The sequence below is a fragment of the Flavobacterium chungbukense genome (assembly GCF_020805785.1).
GTDB classification, from domain to species: Bacteria; Bacteroidota; Bacteroidia; order Flavobacteriales; family Flavobacteriaceae; genus Flavobacterium; species Flavobacterium chungbukense.
Genome location: NZ_JAJGZV010000011.1, coordinates 1 through 17,859, shown reverse-complemented (window position 1 = coordinate 17,859; position 17,859 = coordinate 1). Strand labels below are relative to the sequence as shown.

Annotated in this window: 17 protein-coding genes; 4 read left to right on the top strand and 13 right to left on the bottom strand. The window is 34.4% G+C overall.

Annotated features, from left to right (window positions below; all coding sequences use genetic code 11):
- Positions 1-74: 74 nt before the first annotated feature.
- The 4 genes from LL966_RS21265 to LL966_RS21250 all read right to left on the bottom strand — a co-directional run bounded on the left by LL966_RS21265 (position 75) and on the right by LL966_RS21250 (position 3,666).
- Entirely contained in the window at positions 75-1,037 is a 963-nt protein-coding gene (locus tag LL966_RS21265; RefSeq protein WP_229356056.1) for a GDP-L-fucose synthase family protein, read from the bottom strand.
- A 1-nt stretch (position 1,038) separates the two neighbouring features.
- Entirely contained in the window at positions 1,039-2,163 is a 1,125-nt protein-coding gene (gene gmd, locus LL966_RS21260; protein ID WP_229356054.1) for a GDP-mannose 4,6-dehydratase, read from the bottom strand.
- A gap of 73 nt (positions 2,164-2,236) precedes the next feature.
- Positions 2,237-3,241, bottom strand: a complete 1,005-nt coding sequence (locus LL966_RS21255) for a mannose-1-phosphate guanylyltransferase (protein WP_229356052.1) — start codon at positions 3,239-3,241, stop codon at positions 2,237-2,239.
- The gene (locus LL966_RS21250; RefSeq protein WP_229356049.1) at positions 3,238-3,666 is read right to left on the bottom strand and encodes an adenylyltransferase/cytidyltransferase family protein; all 429 of its coding nucleotides are present in this window, start codon (positions 3,664-3,666) and stop codon (positions 3,238-3,240) included. Before LL966_RS21250 ends, LL966_RS21255 begins: the two co-directional genes overlap by 4 nt.
- Before the next feature lie 538 nt (positions 3,667-4,204).
- On the opposite strand from LL966_RS21250, the gene LL966_RS21245 reads away from it, so the two are divergent.
- Positions 4,205-5,596 carry a UDP-glucose 6-dehydrogenase gene (locus LL966_RS21245; protein ID WP_229356047.1) on the top strand — a complete coding sequence of 464 codons (1,392 nt, stop codon included), beginning with the start codon at positions 4,205-4,207 and terminating at the stop codon, positions 5,594-5,596.
- A gap of 119 nt (positions 5,597-5,715) precedes the next feature.
- On the opposite strand, the gene LL966_RS21240 is transcribed toward LL966_RS21245, so the two are convergent.
- From LL966_RS21240 to LL966_RS21230, 3 genes are all read right to left on the bottom strand, one after another.
- Positions 5,716-6,063, bottom strand: coding sequence for a helix-turn-helix domain-containing protein (locus LL966_RS21240; RefSeq protein ID WP_229356045.1), 348 nt, complete (start codon positions 6,061-6,063; stop codon positions 5,716-5,718).
- A gap of 231 nt (positions 6,064-6,294) precedes the next feature.
- On the bottom strand, positions 6,295-6,735 hold the full coding sequence (locus LL966_RS21235; protein WP_229356043.1) for a response regulator: 441 nt from the start codon (positions 6,733-6,735) through the stop codon (positions 6,295-6,297).
- Complete coding sequence (locus LL966_RS21230) at positions 6,722-8,734, bottom strand: sensor histidine kinase (RefSeq protein WP_229356041.1); 2,013 nt, start codon at positions 8,732-8,734, stop codon at positions 6,722-6,724. The genes LL966_RS21235 and LL966_RS21230 overlap by 14 nt, the downstream gene beginning before the upstream one ends.
- Before the next feature lie 117 nt (positions 8,735-8,851).
- Between LL966_RS21230 and LL966_RS21225 the strand changes: the two genes are divergently transcribed.
- Positions 8,852-9,622, top strand: coding sequence for a response regulator transcription factor (locus LL966_RS21225; RefSeq protein WP_229356039.1), 771 nt, complete (start codon positions 8,852-8,854; stop codon positions 9,620-9,622).
- Positions 9,623-10,302: 680 nt separating this feature from the next.
- On the top strand, positions 10,303-10,659 hold the full coding sequence (locus LL966_RS21220) for a response regulator (protein ID WP_229356037.1): 357 nt from the start codon (positions 10,303-10,305) through the stop codon (positions 10,657-10,659).
- 1,723 nt (positions 10,660-12,382) lie between these two features.
- On the opposite strand, the gene LL966_RS21215 is transcribed toward LL966_RS21220, so the two are convergent.
- The 6 genes from LL966_RS21215 to LL966_RS21190 form a co-directional block, all read right to left on the bottom strand.
- Positions 12,383-13,219 carry a T9SS sorting signal type C domain-containing protein gene (locus tag LL966_RS21215; protein WP_229356035.1) on the bottom strand — a complete coding sequence of 279 codons (837 nt, stop codon included), beginning with the start codon at positions 13,217-13,219 and terminating at the stop codon, positions 12,383-12,385.
- Between the two features lie 745 nt (positions 13,220-13,964).
- On the bottom strand, positions 13,965-14,645 hold the full coding sequence (locus LL966_RS21210; protein ID WP_229356034.1) for a SusD/RagB family nutrient-binding outer membrane lipoprotein: 681 nt from the start codon (positions 14,643-14,645) through the stop codon (positions 13,965-13,967).
- On the bottom strand, positions 14,642-15,169 hold the full coding sequence (locus LL966_RS21205) for a hypothetical protein (protein ID WP_229356032.1): 528 nt from the start codon (positions 15,167-15,169) through the stop codon (positions 14,642-14,644). The genes LL966_RS21210 and LL966_RS21205 overlap by 4 nt, the downstream gene beginning before the upstream one ends.
- Before the next feature lie 27 nt (positions 15,170-15,196).
- Positions 15,197-15,634, bottom strand: coding sequence for a hypothetical protein (locus LL966_RS21200; protein ID WP_229356030.1), 438 nt, complete (start codon positions 15,632-15,634; stop codon positions 15,197-15,199).
- A 159-nt stretch (positions 15,635-15,793) separates the two neighbouring features.
- On the bottom strand, positions 15,794-16,339 hold the full coding sequence (locus LL966_RS21195; protein ID WP_229356028.1) for a helix-turn-helix domain-containing protein: 546 nt from the start codon (positions 16,337-16,339) through the stop codon (positions 15,794-15,796).
- Between the two features lie 13 nt (positions 16,340-16,352).
- Positions 16,353-16,652, bottom strand: coding sequence for a hypothetical protein (locus tag LL966_RS21190; protein ID WP_229356025.1), 300 nt, complete (start codon positions 16,650-16,652; stop codon positions 16,353-16,355).
- A gap of 601 nt (positions 16,653-17,253) precedes the next feature.
- On the opposite strand from LL966_RS21190, the gene LL966_RS21185 reads away from it, so the two are divergent.
- Positions 17,254-17,553, top strand: a complete 300-nt coding sequence (locus LL966_RS21185) for a hypothetical protein (protein ID WP_229356023.1) — start codon at positions 17,254-17,256, stop codon at positions 17,551-17,553.
- Positions 17,554-17,859: the final 306 nt, after the last annotated feature.

The following is a 17,859-nucleotide window of genomic DNA, read 5'->3' as shown; positions in this document are numbered from 1 at the left end:
TGATTTAATCTATGCCATTGAAAAGTGTATTCTCCTAATTTATAAAGGACAGCTAAACTAAACACATAATTCAATTACAAGCCGATTGAAACTTTTTTTATATTTTCAACATTGGCCAGAAACCATTCGTATGTTTTTGCAATCCCTTCTTTTAGATTAATCTGCTGTTTCCAGCCTAACTGCTGCATTTTTGAACTATCCATCAATTTTCGGGGTGTACCGTCAGGCATCGAAGCATCCCAGATAATTTCACCTTGGTGGCCTACTGTGCTTTGAACCAGCAGTGCCAATTCTTTGATGCTTAAATCCTGTCCAGATCCGACATTGTATAAATAATCCGGCAGTCTGTTTTCTAAGGCAAAAATTACAGCATTCGCCATATCGTCCGCATGGAGAAACTCTCTCATAGGATTTCCTGTTCCCCAAAGCGTTACGGCTGCATGGCCATTTTGCTTAGCTTCATGAAACTTTCTGATCATAGCAGGTAAAACATGCGAGCTTTTCAAATCAAAATTATCATGGATCCCGTACAGATTAGTTGGCATCAGACTTACATAGTCCTTATCAAATTCCTTGCGAACAGCCTGACAAGCTTTGATTCCTGAAATTTTTGCCAAGGCATACCATTCGTTGGTGGGTTCCAATGCAGCTGTTAGCAGACAATCTTCGTGAATGGGCTGCGGTGCCATTTTAGGATAAATGCAAGAACTTCCAAGAAAAACAAATTTCTCTATTCCTGACTTTAAGGCAGCATCAATTAGATTATTCTGAATCTGCATATTTTCCATAATAAACTGATAGGGATAGTTATTGTTTGCCAGAATCCCTCCTACTTTTGCGGCCGCATCTATAACTGCCTTGGGTTTCTCGTTTTTAAAAAATGCCAGAACCGCCTGCTGGTCACGCAGGTCCAGTTCGTCGCTTGACTTTCCGATTAGATTTTTATAGCCTTCATTCTCCAATGCTCTCCATACTGCAGATCCGACCATTCCGCGATGGCCTGCAATGTATATTCTGGAAGTTTTATCTATATTCATTTTACTCGTAATAGTTCATTGTTTGATATCCCGCTTGTTCTAAATGATAGTCTTTCTGCATTATCTTTATATCAGACTGCATCATATCATTTACTAAATCCTGCAGGTCATATTCAGGAACCCATCCTAATTTGGTATTTGCTTTTGCAGCATCTCCAATTAGCAATTCCACCTCCGTGGGACGGAAATAACGAGGATTTACCGCTAAGATTTCTTTTCCGATTTCTATTTGAAAATCAGGATTGCTGCATGCCGCTACGTACGCTTTTTCATCAACACCGATGCCTTTAAACTCAATTTCCACTCCAACATAAGCAAAACTCATCTTGACAAAATCACGGACTGTAGTGGTTTTTCCGGTAGCTATTACCCAATCTTCCGGTTCATCGGCCTGAAGAATCATCCACATCATGCGGACATAATCCTTGGCATGTCCCCAGTCTCTTTGGGCATCCAGGTTTCCTAAATAAAACTTTTCCTGTAATCCTAAAGCAATACGGGATACAGCACGGGTAATTTTTCTGGTTACAAAAGTTTCCCCGCGGATTGGCGATTCATGGTTAAACAGAATTCCATTGCACGCATACATTCCGTAAGCTTCCCTGTAATTTACCGTAATCCAGTACGCATACATTTTTGCCACTGCATAAGGGGAACGGGGATAAAATGGTGTTTTTTCCGTCTGCGGCACTTCCTGCACTTTTCCATACAATTCAGATGTAGAAGCCTGATAAATACGGGTCTTTTTTTCCAATCCCAATAAACGGACAGCATCTAAAATTCTTAAAGTTCCCAATCCGTCTGCATTACCAGTATATTCCGGCACTTCAAAAGATACCTGAACATGGCTCATAGCCGCAAGATTGTAAATCTCATCCGGCTGTATTTCCTGAATCAAGCGAATTAAATTGGTGCTGTCGGTCATCTCTCCGTAATGAAGTATAAAACGCTGGTTATCTGCATGAGGATCCTGATATAAATGATCGATTCGATCCGTATTAAATAAAGAAGAGCGTCTTTTAAGTCCGTGAACTATATAATTTTTTTTAAGTAAAAATTCACTTAGGTAAGCTCCATCTTGTCCTGTAACTCCGGTTATTAAAGCTATTTTTGGCGTATTGGTCATAATATTTCTGATGTTGTAATAATTTTGTATTTGACTGTAGCTTTTATTCTAAAACAGTCTTTTAATAATGTTCCTAAAGCAGCGGAGAATTAGCCGCTTCCAATTCCTGATAAACTTGTTTTACCTCTTGTGAGTTTTCTTTTTTCACTACCAAAAAAGCATCAGGAGTATGCACTAAAAGGCAGTTTTCAACTCCAATAAAAGAAGTGTGGATGGCTGATCCAATCAGAATATTTCCGTTAGCATCAGCTTGATGCCCTTTTTTCATTAAATAATCATACACTGACTCAAATGATCCCAGATCTGACCAATCAAACCCAGAAGCCACAACCTTTATATTAGAGCTGCGCTCCATTACGGCGTAATCGATGCTAATGGAAGGAATCTTCATAGACAAATCATAATCTAAAAAACCTGAATCATTAGATTCCCATGCCAATTTTACGCTATTGTAAACTTCTGGCTCCTGTTTTTGGAGTTCTTTTAAAAATACCCCTGCCTTAAAACAAAAAAGACCGCTGTTCCAATAAAAATTACCCTTTTTTAAAAAATCTGAAGCTTTATCCAAACTAGGTTTTTCATGAAAAGCCAATACATCATTTCCTTCAAACTCTATGTAGCCGTATCCGGTTTCAGCTTTTGAAGGCTTAATTCCAAAAGTGACCAGATAATCGTTCTGTGCAATCACAACTGCCTGTTTTAATGCTGACAGATACTCTTCTTCTCCATTAATTATATGATCTGAAGGCGTAACAATTAAAACAGCATCTTCTTTAGACTGAAAAGCGGCAAAAGCAATCGCTGCAGCAGTATTTCTCGGCGCCGCCTCAACAATATGCGAATGATCAAGAGAAAATTTCTCCATCACTTTACAGCTCAGGGCATGATTTTCTGCGTTTCCAACAATGATTAATCTGTCAGCGATGCTTTTATTTCTGTCGATTGTCATTTCCAAAAGAGAACATCCGTCAAACAAATCAAGATACTGTTTTGGTTTTGTCTTACGGGAAAGTGGCCATAATCTGCTGCCGACACCTCCTGTTAAAACAACATGAACTATATTACCGGCAGCAATCATTTATTTCCGTTTAAAAGTTCCAATTGAAAAACTTCCCTGCGAAGACCGCTGCTTGAGAAACGATGATCTCGCGTATTAAAATAGAACTCTATTCCTTTTTCTTCACAGTAAGCTCTTCCTGTAAAGTCTCTGTCCTTATATTCGTCTCCTAAAAAACGCACATCAATTTGAAAAGACTGCAGGATATCCTTTAAATCCTGCTCTGTTGCATAAGGAACTATTTCATCTACAAATCTGCATCCTTTGAGCTGGATGTAACGTTCTACAACTGACTGACTCGGTTTGTTCTTCTCAGGTCGGTCAAGAGTCGGATCAGTCTGCAGTCCCACAATAAGATAATCACAATTTAATTTTGCTTCTTCCAGCATTTTAATGTGACCTGCATGAAGCAGATCAAAGGCACTAAATGTTATTCCTGTTTTCATAATTGGTTTAGATTAAAATATAGAAAAAATGTTTTTGTATGAACGTAGGCAAAACATGCAGAAAACAATTAAAAAAATAAAATGAACAAGGGTTCCCCGTAGATAGTTACATTTTGACTACCTAAAAAGTTTTGTAAATAATAGTAAAGTACCGTTAACAAATCCTTACAGCAAGAAATTAGAAATCTATGTGCTGATTCTAATTTTCCATTCCGATATAGCATTTAAACATCAAAGCTCTACAGCAACAAAATTACTACAAACCAAAGGGCAACACAGAAACTGTAAAAGACAATAAAACCTAAATTTGGAATATATAACTCTTTAAAGGAAGCGAAATAAACACGGCAGAAATTACTTTTATAAGCTTTAAAATGATGGAAAATTAATACTCTAAATTAGAAACCGGAACGATTGATGCTTTCAGAAATACAGCCGCAAGAGCTGTTAATCAAAAAAACATTTAAAAAGTACTATCAAATAAATCCGCCCTAAAACTTTCTTTCAGAATAATTATAAAAACTATAAAACAGATCAAATGGAAATTACAAAAATATGCTGTATTGGAGCCGGATATGTCGGCGGGCCCACCATGGCAGTTATCGCGCAAAAATGTCCTCACCTTACCATTACGGTAGTAGATTTGAATCAGGAACGGATTGATGCCTGGAACGATGAGAACACAGATAACATACCAATTTTTGAACCTGGCTTAAGCGCCGTTGTAGCAGAAACCCGAGGTAAAAACTTATTTTTTTCAAATGCAGTAGAAAAGGCAATTGAAGAAGCGCAGATTATTTTCATTTCCGTGAACACGCCCACCAAAACTTATGGAAAAGGAAAAGGAATGGCCGCTGACTTAAAGTACATTGAATTATGTGCCAGACAGATTGCTAAAGTTGCTAAAGACAATAAAATTGTCGTAGAAAAATCAACCCTTCCTGTCCGAACTGCCGAAGCTATCAAGAGCATTCTTGACAATACCGGCAATGGCGTACAATTCCAGATTTTATCTAATCCTGAATTCCTAGCCGAGGGAACAGCTATTTCTGATCTGCTGCATCCCGACCGAATATTAATTGGGGGAGACCAGACTGCAGAAGGGCAAAAAGCCATACAAGCCTTAACAGATATATACGCAAATTGGGTACCGAGGGACAAAATACTAACTACGAATGTCTGGTCATCAGAATTGTCTAAATTGACCGCTAATGCATTTTTAGCACAGCGGATCTCATCTATTAACGCCTTAACCGAACTGTGTGAAAAAACAGGAGCTGATATCAATGAAGTAGCGCGAGCTATAGGAATGGACAGCAGAATTGGGCCCAAATTTCTTAAAGCATCAGTAGGGTTTGGCGGTTCTTGTTTTAAAAAGGATATTTTGAATTTAGTTTACATTGCTAAAAGCTACGGACTTAATGAAACAGCAGCTTATTGGGAACAGGTAATTATAATGAACGATCACCAGAAAAAAAGATTTGCTGACAAGATTGTAAAGACACTTTACAACACCGTTGCCGGCAAGAAAATTTCCTTTCTAGGATGGGCTTTTAAAAAGAATACTAATGACACAAGAGAGTCTGCCGCCATTTATATCGCAGATGATTTGATAAATGAACAGGCCGCTGTCTGCGTTTATGATCCCAAAGTAAATCAAAAGAAAATTTTGTCCGATTTGGATTATTTAGAAACCAGATCATCCCAAGAGAATGCAGCAAATGTACAATCATTCGATAATCCTTTTGAAGCCTGCCAAGGGGCTCATGCAGTAGCTGTACTTACAGAATGGGAAGAATTTGCTCACTATGACTGGAAAAAAATCTATGACGCAATGCAAAAACCTGCATTTGTTTTTGACGGAAGAAATATACTAAATAAAAAAGAAATGCAAAAAATAGGATTTGTTTACCACGGAATTGGATCTTAGCCCCTGCAGTAAGAAAGAGACTGCTCATTGCTGAACAGTCTCTTGCACTTCGCCGATTAATAAAAAAACCGCCTGATTTTCCGGCGGTGCTCTTTAAATTTACAACTTAAAATAAGAAGTCATACATTGTTTTTCAATTTCTTTACTTGAAAATCCAACAGCCTGCCGCTTGGCATTCTCAAAGTATTTACACCGGAATTACTGGCAATTCCAGATTGCTCATCAAATTTATCTTCCGCATCGTTATTAAAAAAATACGATACGTCAAAAAATAATAAATCAGAAATTGAAATTCCAAAAATATCTGCCAGCTTAGATATTTTAGAAATTGTTATATCAATTTCACCTCTTTCAATTTTACCATACCCACTGTAAGTCATCTCCAATTCACCAGCTACAAAGTCTCTGGTAAGATTTCTCATTTCTCTAATGGTTCTGATATTTTTAGAAACAATTTTGTTCATCATTGATTAATGTATTTGATAATAGTATAATTTTCAAAAGCTTGTTTACAGCAGCAAATAAATGAAACCACCACTTAAAAGACTAAATTTATACGCACTGTTTAAAAAAAAAAAGCATAGAATTAAAATAGCATATTTAAAGATTCTTCAAGTGCTCATTGAAGAGAAGAAAACCTCTCTGTCTCTAAAGATGTATTTTCAAATAAATGAATGAAATTCAAATCAAAAGCAATATTAGCTTAACTGAGAAAGTCTTTTTTTTTTTCCCAGCTGTAAATTACCCTTTATATTCTTATTGTTTTCAAACCTTGCCAGCCCCGCAGCAACTATAAGAGTCAATTCGTTTATTTTAAATGGCTTAGTCAAAAATCCATCTGCTCCATCCAGCAGGCATTTCTGTATTAAATCAATTTCATTTTTTGCTGATAAAAAGATAAAAGGTATAGGGCTCAAAGATTTATTGTTTTTAATGCTTTCATGAAGCTCACTCCCATTCATAACCGGCATAACCATGTCACAAAGAATTAAATCAGGAATCCAATATTCTAACAGCTCTAGAGCTTCCTGCCCATTTGCTGCTGTTCTCACATCATAATTTTTAAAGACAAGAAGCTCCTTTATCGTTTCTCTAACATTTGGCTCATCGTCTACTAGTAGAATTTTATTGGTGCTCATAAGGAAATGTCAATTTAATTGTTGTTCCAAAATTTTCTTTGGTTTTTAATTCTACTGTGCCATTTAAAAGTTCGGTAAATTGTTTTACGATAACCAAACCTAATCCGGAACCTATGATCGAATTGGTATTGGAAGCTCTAAAAAATGAAGTAAATAAATTTGGAATATCTTTCTTTGGTATTCCCAGGCCGTAATCAACGACTTGTATTTCAATTTTATCCTTTAAATAACTAATAATCAGTTCGGGATCAGGTTTACCAACCGAGTATTTGAATGCATTATTAATAACATTTGTGAGTATATGAACAATAAGTGACTCATCAGAAAAAAAGGTCTTTTTAACTCCTTTTTTTACTACTTTTATTTTAGCGCCGCCTTCCTTATTAAAATAGGTACTGGTTAATGTTTCAATGAATTCATTGAGATCTATAGGCTGAATTACTTTTTCAATTTTTTTTGCTTCCTGTTTTCCAAAAACTAAAATATTATTCATAAGTTCAGTCATTCTCTCCACTTCATTTTTTATTCTCGAAATAATGACATTACCGTCATTGGGCAAGTCTTTTTCCTGGTGATTTATTTTTAGTTCTAAAAGTTCCGCATTAGAGTAAATAACAGTCAAGGGTGTTCTAAATTGATGAGAGGCAATAGAAACGAAGTTAGATTTTAATTCATTAAACATCCTTTCTTTCAAAAATGCTGCTTTCATTTCTTTATCAGCTTTAATGCGTTTGCTAATGTCTCTGCTGGAAGTCTGAAAGCCTATAATATTTTTTTCTGAATCCAGCATAACCTTTGTTGCTGTTTCCAGCCAAATGTAGGAACCATCATTTTTTTTAAATCGAAATGTAATGGTTTCGATCTGCTGGTTTTTAACAATAGAATGGTAGTATTTTTTAATATTGCCCAAGTCTCTCTTATGAATAAAATCCCAAGGGCATTTATGAATCAATTCTTCAAAATCATAGCCAATTACATCATTTGATAAACTGGAGACATATACTAAATTCCCATCTTTAGAATGCTGGCAGATTAAGTCTGTTGTATTTTCGGCAATAAATCTATATTTTGCTTCAGACAGCACCAATTGTTTTTCTTTTTCCACCAGCTCACTAATATCCATATAAGTTCCTATAACTTTCTTTGGCACTCCATTTTTATTTAGCTTTAATAAACCTGAATATTTTGCAGAAATGGCATGTCCCTTTTTATGAATAATTCTTGTGTTACCCTCAAAACGTTCCACTTTTCCAGATACAAAATCTCTAAAATCTCTAATAATCTGCTTCATGTCATCGGCAGAAAAAATCCTTGACCAAAAATCAGGGATATTATTAATTTCTTCATTTGTGTAACCCAATATTCCAAACCAATTCAAACTAAAATTTGTCTTTTCGGTTTCAATATCAAATTCCCACATTGCCTGGTTCGAACTGGACATAAAAAAATTAAATTTTTCTATGGTCCTCTCTAATTTTGATACCGTTGCAGTCTGGCTAAGACGAATTCCTAAGCTTTTTATGATGGTGTGCAATACCGAAATTTCTTCCTCTTCCCAAATCCTTTCGCTGGTGCAGTCTTCAAGTCCAATCCAGCCCCATAACACATTGTCAGAAAAAATCGGCGCAAAAAAATAAGATTTGACATCCCGTGTTTCGAAAATACTTTTTAATAACTTATTATCAATATCTTTACCCATCCCAAACCTCAATTTATCTGTGGATAACATCGTATCGATAGATAAAAAAGCATTAATAAGTCTTTTACTTACATCAAAATGATGAATATAGGATGTAATACTGTTATTGCACCATTCGTAAGCATAAGCGTAATCCAAACCTAATAAATCGCTATTATTTTTATTTTTTAGAATGTAACTTCTATCCATGTTGTGCTCTAAACCAATATCTCTAATGCACAAATTTAAAGCGTCGTCTATTGATGAACACTCCAATAGATGATTATTGATTTTAGAAACATACGACAGTAGCTTTTTCATCTTTTTGTTATGAATTTTCCAAATAAGGAACTAAAAGTATTACATTTTATGCTTTATTTTCAAAATAATACTGATAATCTAAAAAATAACCGTAATGATTTAAAATAAATTCAACCAATGATAAAACAAACAACCAAATTAACTATAATTGAAGACGATATAGTGCTGGGAACCACTATAACAGAAATGCTAAAATTAAATAATTTTGATGTACTCTATTTCAAAGACAGCCTGGAAGCTCTGCTGCACCTGAATAAAAATGTTCCTGATATCATCATTTGCGATATGGTAATGCCCAATCTTAACGGAGAAGAGCTATTTTTTAAAATTCGCAAAAACAATAGGTTTAATGCAACTCCTTTTATCATGATTACAGCCAATATAGACGACGATTTAAAGTTTAAACAGCTTAAAAACGGCGTTACTGATTTTATTATAAAACCCTTCAAAGTGCAAGAATTAATTTATAAAATTAATAACCTAATATTTCTTAAAAACAACATTGAAAAAAAATTCAGCCCTGACCCCTTTTCTAAAGTTACTATCAAGCTGTCTGAAAAGGACTTTATTACCTCATTAAATGAAATTTTAATTCAAAAAATGAAAACAAACATTGACATGAATGAGCTTGCCGGAGATCTTGCCATCAGCAAATCAACCCTGGACAAAAGAGTGCGGAAATTAACCCATAAAAATGCCAGTCAGTATATAAGAGAGTTTAGACTGGATTATGCCGTTAAATTAATTCGCTCAGGAGAAAGGAACATCAAATACATAGTTGACCAAACCGGATTTAGTTCATTGTCCTATTTCTCAACCAGCTTCAAATTATATCTTAATATGACTCCCCGCGACTACATAAAATCTATTGAAGCAGAAAATGGATAAAGAATTTATATCTTATCTCAAAAATCCAAAAGCAGCCGTCTCAAAGTAATTGTGACGGTATTCTTTTTTCTATCCAAAACAAGGCCCAATTAAACTAACATAATTAATCATTTTTTTTTTATTTAACGATAAAAGGCAATTTAAATTTGAGCCTTTTTATTGGACCCAAATCTGTAAAGCGTATTATTTTGATTATTGTTTTTATTTACTTCGATTAAAATGGAGATAAAGTATCTTATTGTCTAAAAGACCATTAAGTTGCTTTAGCTCATTTTTTACAAAAAAATCATATATTCGAAATTAACAAATTACGCCAATTCCCTCAGAAATGAAACCTAATTTGTGATATTATTATTACAATTAAAAATAATATTTTAACTTTTTCTTTTGTATTTTTAAATTATTAATCTAAGTTTACGTAGCATTTAAAATTTATCTGATATTATTTTAAGGCATTAGTTTGTTATTTAGTTCAGTTAAGTCAGCATATTCCTCGTACTCCAATCATTTATGCGCTATATTTAAATTTGTTAATACACTAGAAAACATGTGTTGTTGATTTGTTAAAGGATTTTTTTTGATTATTTGCATTATTACAACATCCAAAAGAAGTCGTTCCTCGTATTTAATTCAAAAGTTTGCACAGCACTAAAATTAACAAAGAAAAAAATAAAAGGAATATGGCTAAAATATTAATTATTGATGACGAAGAAACATTAAGAATTACAATTTGCGAGTTGCTTTCTTTTGTTGGCCATATCGTTTGTGAAGCAGAAGACGGAAAAGACGGCCTAGAGAAGGTGAGGGAATTTAAACCTGATATTATTCTTTGCGATATTATGATGCCAAAACTTGATGGTTACGGCTTTATGGAGGAACATAGAAGATCTCAGTATTCAAACATTCCGGTTATATTTCTTTCAGCTAAAATTGAGAAAAAAGACAAAAAAATGGGGTGCAGTCTGGGAGTGAAAGAATTCTTAAAAAAACCTTTTGTTTTTGGCGAACTAAAAGAAATTATAGAGCATCACTTATAATTTTTTTAAAATTACAAAAAGAGGAAATCCTTTTTTTTACCTTTTTTTACCCTCTTTAGAAATATCTGTTATGTATCTCCTTAAATAACAAAGGGTATCTCAAATACATCGCCTATCTGTACTTTAAAAAAAAGGAAAAGAATAAAAAACCTTTGAAAGGAAATAATTTCTCAATAAAGAATATCTTATTTCTTTGCCGGTCTGTAAAACCCATAAAACATCGCCAAATTTGCAATTGTTGTAAAACAATCTATTGAAGATATTGATAAGCTTTTTTGGGGGAAGTCTTATGATTCTTTATTATTCTGCTTGGAATAAACTGAATCAGCATCAATACTGCTAAAGCCGGTTACACGATAAGTAAGCGGCTCAATAGATATAAAAATTCAATTACTGGCACTACAGCCAGTAATTGAACTGCAACAAAATGAAGAATAGTTTTTTGGATAATTAAGGCTGTATCATTTTATGCAAGATTCAGATAATCTTATTATCCCTTTTCTGTTTAGGGAATTGGGCATAAGATAAAATACGGTAAAAAGAGTTCTTCTAAAATATTCTTTGATTCATTTAACTCTGTAAAAATTAATTAAAAACATTCATGCAGGATATATATCAGAATAAATTCGGGGAAATTTATAGTGACCGCATCAGCCTGCTGATCCTCAATAAAAAGCATGACATTCCTTTAAAAAACATTATTAAAATCAGATTTATCAAAAGAAAGACATTCAGTTTAAATTATGCCGTTCTGCTAACAGCACTCATAATTTTTAATATTCTGAAGTCATCACGGACGCTGCTGATACTATCTTTAATCATATCCATTCTCACACTGATTTGTTTCCATCTAAAATTGAATCAGCATAAAGTCATAATAATTAGAAAAAATGATTTCTTAAAAATTGATGTAGATAAAAAATTAAGCAAAGATGCGGAAAACCTGATCCATCACTTAAAACAGCTGCACCAGCTTTAAACCTTGATAAACGGAAACTTTTTCTTCTCTTTCCCAAAAAACAGAAATTAACTTCTACTAATTTATAAAGTCTAAGCATCTTTAAGACATACATTTAACAAAATAAAATCTTACAAAAAACATTTGTTATCTGTCGACCAATTTTGTAAATTAAAGCAGATTGAATACCAATCAGCAGCAGCACCGGTTGAAGATTCTCCTTGAAGTTGGCATCCTGGCAAAGATATAGAGACATAAAAAAATTAAAACTTTTTTTTATCTTACATTATGCGGGCTGGCAAAGCAATTACTTTATAAATTTTCAGTTCCGCATTGCTGCCGCTGCTCATTTTTCATAAAAAACAGTCCGATGGAAGGATTTTATATCTCAAAAAGTGGCTCTTCAGACCTCTGCTCGCTGCGTATCTGGCGGGTTTATAATTTACAAAAAAGTTTTTACAGTCATACGGAAGAACCGAACCTTTATTTGAGTAATTAATGCAGAAACGCTTGAATTTATTTGAGCTAAAGAAATATTGATTTTAACGTTCTGCATTCTCTTCCGCATCATATTAGCTTTAACTGCATTTTAGCGTCGGATTGTTTTCCCTGACCATTACATTAATATGATACATAGGTGAATCTATAAGGTATAAATGGCTGCTGACGGCCTAAAAAATAGCTATTCCTAAGAGCGTATTTAAAAAAAAGCCCCGCGGAAATCAAGATGATATCCGCGAGGCCTTTTTCATATAACGCTGCTTATTAAAAGAGCACCTTTCGCGTTATGGTGTTACCATTTTCTAGTATGGTTTTTACCAGTAAAATCTGGGTGCCGGACTGAATACTGTTAATCTTTAATTGTGTATCTCCTATTTTCTGTATGCTGTAAAGCTGTTTTCCAGAAACATCATAGACCTTTACATCTCTTAATGCGCTGTGGGCAGATTTCAAAGTAATGGTCTTATCTTTTGAACTGACCGATAAACCATTAGAACCAGATTTAAACTCTTCAACACCTAATTTTTTACCGGTATTGTAGCTGATCACAAAACGGTTGTCATAAATGCCAGTAACCGTTGAAAATGTGTAAGGACCATTTTTAAGATTGTGGAGCGTACCGGTCTGATTGTCTTTCAGATAAATATCCTCGGCGGCTAACTCGCCATCGGTGCGGTCAATTGAAATCTTAAGATCGCCCGTGATGCCGGATCGGTATCCTAAAGGCACTCTGTCAGATGGATCAAAAGGAAGGGCGCGTCCCTGAATAATGAGTTTCCTGTCCTCGTTAATGCTGTAAAAATCTGCATACGGATTGGCATCCAGTGTCTCGCCATCGTAATTATATTCAAATCCATTGGTTGCTCCTTCCACGTAAGCTATCAGCAGCTGTTTAAAAAGTCCCTGGTCATTTGTCAGATTAAGCCAGACGCGGTGTCTTTCGAGCTCCTGGGCTGCATGTGATTTTTTAAACATAACGGCTTTGAAATTCTGCAGGCCGCTTTGCGCCGGTACTGCGGCACAATGAGCAATAATGGGATTAAGAAGGACAATGCATAGAATAGTATAAATAAATATTGGAGAAACGAAATTTTTTTTCATAATCTGATAATTAATAAAGGGTATTTGCGCCGGCGCCTGGCTTTTCTAAATTTTAAGTAAGGGCAATAGAAAGAAAGGGACATTACGAGTGTCCTAAAAAATACAGATCCTTTTTACACAAAAATGAAGAGTAGTTTTATTTCCTAATTGCTGTTATTTAAAATTCAAAAATTGTATCAGTTCAGTCAAAAAAAAACGGTAATGGAGTGGCCATTCTCAGCAAACCTTAAAAATGCAGACACGTTTTACAGTGTATTACATCGGTGTTTTTTGCTTTTTAACGATCAAATACTATATTAAGTTAAGAATTTATGTATAATAATAAAAGTTTTTTTTGCAAAAAAAGAAGTAGATTTAGCCAAGTGAACAGCAGCACCGGTTGAAGATTCTCCTTGAAGTTGGCATCCTGAAAAAGGTATAGAGACATAGAAAAAATTAAACCTTTTTCTTGTTATCTTATATTGTGCCGGTGGCAAAGCAATTACTTTATAAATTTTCAGTTACGCGGTGCTCCCGCTGCGCATTTTCACGAAAAACAGCCCTATGGAAGGATCTTTTATATATCAAAAAGTGGCTCTTCAGACCTCTTGCATATTATTACACCATTTTTAAATGCCTAAATCAGCAATTGCTGACCCCGAAAATTGGCAGGCCTCTAAGATTTGGCAATGGATATCGTGAAAAATTGAAAAACCTTGATTGAAAATACAATCAAGGTTTACAGGACGTTAGTAACTCTAAAATACTATTTTACATCCCAGAAAATTTTGGTGCTTAAATTATCATTTGCTTTTACAGCATTATAATTATCAGAATTATACACGCTTTCAGAGTTTGGATATGTCCATCTTGTTGGCGGTGTTTTTCTGATAGTACTTGTTTCATCTTCTTGAAAAATAAGCACTGGAAGTTTCAATCTTCGCTGTTCTGCCCAAGATTCATCTGCCTGCATTACATTATAGTGAATATACTTTTGAAAAGCAATTAACTCTAATCTTTGAGCGGCATTCGTTGCTCCGTCAAAATTTATATTTGTGATGTAAGCATTGATTTCAGCCGCTGTTGGTTCTGCGGTAGGTTTCCAAGTTAAAACATCAGCCTTATCCCCCAGTCTTACATAATATTCAATAGATTGCCTGATAGCTTTTTCAAAATAGGTTTTTGCTGTCACACCACTACCATTTCTTGAGTAATATTCCGCCAAAATCAAATTCACTTCTGCGGCATTTATTAATGTTCCCGGAAGCCATTTATTTCTGCTGATTACAGATCTGTTGTAAACTGCTATTTTACCATCTACGAGTAATTGCTGTTGAACTCCAGAAGTCAGCGTTGGGTCAAGTCCCGTGAAAACCGTTGCCGTCTGTCCTTTTTCAAATAACCATGCTTCGCGAGGATCACTGTTTGCATTCATATGATCGATCATAGGTTTTGGAGCCACATTATTGTTTGCCCCCTCCAAGGCGGAGTGTACACAAAACAGCGTCTAAATGAATTGGTTAGTTTTGAGAAATAAATATTCTCACTTACAAGACCGTGAGGTACATTTTTCAGAGCAAAAAAATCTTGATCTTCTGACGGAATTTCTATCCCGCTTCCCCATCTTCCTGCGCCATAAAAATATAAACTTCCAGGACCTGGAACCGAAGCGCCATCTATGTTTAACTGATAATAATGAAAACCTTCATCCTGCGGATTTGATTCTCCTGTCCAAACTCCATTACTATCTTTTTTCATATCATATTTCACTCCGCCAAGATCAAGATGCACTTTAGTCGCATTTGGTGCTGAAATGCTGGCGCGAACCCGTTTCTGGGAATTAACTTGCGGAAACATTTTTTCAGGCTGATTAAGTGATGAAGGTTTAAAATCTTCCGCTATCGTCTGAGCACAAACTGACTGGAAACAAAGTCCAAAATTTAAAATGATTATATAGAGGGAAACTTTCATGTTTTTTATTTTTACAAAAATTAAATACTACCTAAACAACAGAACCAAGATAAGCAAAGTGTTTCCGATTATCGGATCCTGAATATCTTTTGCAAGAGGATGTCCAACCGGAACTCTAGTAAATGTTTCATTAACGGTCGGAACCAGAGAAAGAAATAAACTGAAAGACAGGCAAAAGTTTTCAAAATAACGCGCTCTTGCACTATTTTTCCTTTTCGAATTCAGAAAATAAGCTTCTAATACCAAAAAAATTATAAAAATTGAAAAGGCATGTCCTGGATTAAATCCGCCATGTTTGGAAATTCCTAATGAAGTTACTGAAGTGACGATTGTTCCGTAAAAATAGATTTTGCCAGATGAGGCATTCAAATTGATTTTACCGTATTTGATTAAAGCTACTATTGCCGCTGCTATCGCAACAACACCAATTGTTGTGTGAAAAATTCCTAAACTTGATAATCCCATTTTTTATGTTTTAAATTTTTGTATGAAAATGCATAGCAAACTTCCGATAGATTAAGAGGAATCTTTTTGCCAAATAGTCCAATTATTTGGCAATTTGGTTCACAAAAAAAGCATCCTTCAAATCATAAGGATGCTTAAAAAATTAAAAAGCTGTATTAATTACCGATAATTATTCGGTTTCTGACGATAATTTGTTGGACTTACATTGTATTTGCTGGAAAAACTTCTAGTAAAATTGGCTAAATCATTGAAACCACAATCAAAAGCTATTTCGGTAATGCGCTGATCTGAAACAAGAAGTAATTCGGCAGCTTTCTCCAACTTTTTCGCCTTAATATAATTGGCTGGCGTATCGCGGTATATTTTTGCAAATTCGCGTTTGAATGATGACACGCTTAAACTATTTTGCTGTGCCAACTCCTCAATGGTAAGCTGTGAAAACAAATTTGCTTCAATTATTTGTTTGAAAATGTAAGTCGCAGGAGAAAAAAGCTGTGATAAAATTAATTGTATCGACTCTGAATTTTGCGTTTGAGATAACAGAAGTATAATCTCTTTCACTTTCAACACCAAAATATCTTCATTAATCAATGATGGATTTTCAAAATAGAACAACAGACCTTCAATATACTTTTGAATTAAAAAATCATTGTTTATTTTTTCACTAGACTTATTCTTAACTGCAATATTTGGTTTTTGAAGCAATAATGGAAGTTCTTTATCGTATATTTTTTTTTAATATCTCGGGATAAAATGTAACGATCACGATTTCACAATTGCTGTTTGATTTTGAACTGCGAATTTGTTTCCCAGAATTTATGCAATTCAACAATAACGAATAATTAGCGGCAACGTTAATCTGTTCATCATCGATCTGATAATCGGCTTCTCCAGCTTTAACATATAAAAAACAAGCCTGTTGGGTAACGGGAAAATCAAACTTAAAAGGCGGAATCAATTCAATTTTCTGAATCAGTGTTTTGCCATAAAGATCATGTTTTTTATAATCGTTTATCATACGCAGCTTTTGTCTTCTACTTCCCCTATACAGAAATTCACTTTCTTTATCTCATAATCCTTACGCAATGCCAAGGCATAAATAAGGTGTGAAATCCACAAAACAAAACCTTACAAAAACATCATTTGCATTTTGTCCTGTATTATGTCTAATATTCGATTTTACGGCAGGCAATTTCAAACAAGGAGTTATAGCAAATATACGGAGAAAGATCAAAATGTTGTAAGTGAAAGAATAAACAAAAAAATTAAAGAAAAGATCAGTCAGAATATCCTATTAAAAGATAATATCTTAAAGCAAATGGTGCCTCATTGAAAACCTTGTACTTTCTTTCCATCATCTCAAATAAAAAGCTGTAGTGTACATCGGCCCGCACAAAAGAAAACTGATGCATTTTCTCCAGTAAAAAAAGACGAAGACATGATCTTCATCTATTTTAAAATTTTTTTTTTTCAGCAGCTGACCGATGGCCATTAGACGCTTTACCGCTTAATACTTCCAAATCATATAACGACGATCCAAAATTCTATAATTTAATACGCTGCATGACCCATTATTTTTGAATAATGAAACAAGTTTAAAACCAGCCAATTAATTAAATATGAAAGGATCCACAGATATCAAATCATTTAAACCATTCAATATTCAATCTGAAGCCAATGCCGCACATGCCGGATTTCACAATGAATCAGACCATTTAAACATCCTGGAGGATTTATACCGCAAAAATGACGATGAACCGGACTTTGACTGTGAATTTCTTTTCGAAGCAAATCACGATTATCTCCAGAAAGAAAATATGATTGATCCAGACTCAGATGAGGAGCTTTCAGATGAATTCAATGATAACCAGTGGGATGCAGATATCTATGATCCATATCTGGAGTCAACCTACTTCTAATAAAATTCTTAACTGCTGCTCGGTAAAAAAGAGAAGTAGCAGTTTTTTATTGAATGTATTATGCGTAAGTCAATATAGAAAATTTATGATATATTATGTTAACTCTTAGTGCTTAAAATAAGAATGCCCTTAAAATATATATTATCGGACCAGCCGTATCCCTGAAAACTGCCACTGGTGTTTTGGACTTGCAACAAAAAGTCGGACAATTTTTTTAAGACCTATGCTACACTTTTAATTTTATAAAATTCTAGCTCCATTTCTTTAGGTGTTTTATATCCCAAAGAAGAATGCAGACGTTTTCTA

Bases quoted from the DNA above. Each gene is read 5' to 3' on its own strand.
- LL966_RS21265 (WP_229356056.1), bottom strand. From the start codon at position 1,037: ATGAATATAGATAAAACTTCCAGAATATACATTGCAGGCCATCGCGGA.
- LL966_RS21215 (WP_229356035.1), bottom strand. From the start codon at position 13,219: ATGAAAAAAAATTTCGTTTCTCCAATATTTATTTATACTATTCTATGC.
- LL966_RS21205 (WP_229356032.1), bottom strand. From the start codon at position 15,169: ATGAAAGTTTCCCTCTATATAATCATTTTAAATTTTGGACTTTGTTTC.
- LL966_RS21220 (WP_229356037.1), top strand. From the start codon at position 10,303: ATGGCTAAAATATTAATTATTGATGACGAAGAAACATTAAGAATTACA.
- LL966_RS21210 (WP_229356034.1), bottom strand. From the start codon at position 14,645: ATGATCGATCATATGAATGCAAACAGTGATCCTCGCGAAGCATGGTTA.
- LL966_RS21250 (WP_229356049.1), bottom strand. From the start codon at position 3,666: ATGAAAACAGGAATAACATTTAGTGCCTTTGATCTGCTTCATGCAGGT.
- LL966_RS21190 (WP_229356025.1), bottom strand. From the start codon at position 16,652: ATGATAAACGATTATAAAAAACATGATCTTTATGGCAAAACACTGATT.
- LL966_RS21225 (WP_229356039.1), top strand. From the start codon at position 8,852: ATGATAAAACAAACAACCAAATTAACTATAATTGAAGACGATATAGTG.
- LL966_RS21185 (WP_229356023.1), top strand. From the start codon at position 17,254: ATGAAAGGATCCACAGATATCAAATCATTTAAACCATTCAATATTCAA.
- LL966_RS21235 (WP_229356043.1), bottom strand. From the start codon at position 6,735: ATGAGCACCAATAAAATTCTACTAGTAGACGATGAGCCAAATGTTAGA.
- gmd (WP_229356054.1), bottom strand. From the start codon at position 2,163: ATGACCAATACGCCAAAAATAGCTTTAATAACCGGAGTTACAGGACAA.
- LL966_RS21230 (WP_229356041.1), bottom strand. From the start codon at position 8,734: ATGAAAAAGCTACTGTCGTATGTTTCTAAAATCAATAATCATCTATTG.
- LL966_RS21240 (WP_229356045.1), bottom strand. From the start codon at position 6,063: ATGATGAACAAAATTGTTTCTAAAAATATCAGAACCATTAGAGAAATG.
- LL966_RS21245 (WP_229356047.1), top strand. From the start codon at position 4,205: ATGGAAATTACAAAAATATGCTGTATTGGAGCCGGATATGTCGGCGGG.
- LL966_RS21255 (WP_229356052.1), bottom strand. From the start codon at position 3,241: ATGATTGCTGCCGGTAATATAGTTCATGTTGTTTTAACAGGAGGTGTC.
- LL966_RS21200 (WP_229356030.1), bottom strand. From the start codon at position 15,634: ATGGGATTATCAAGTTTAGGAATTTTTCACACAACAATTGGTGTTGTT.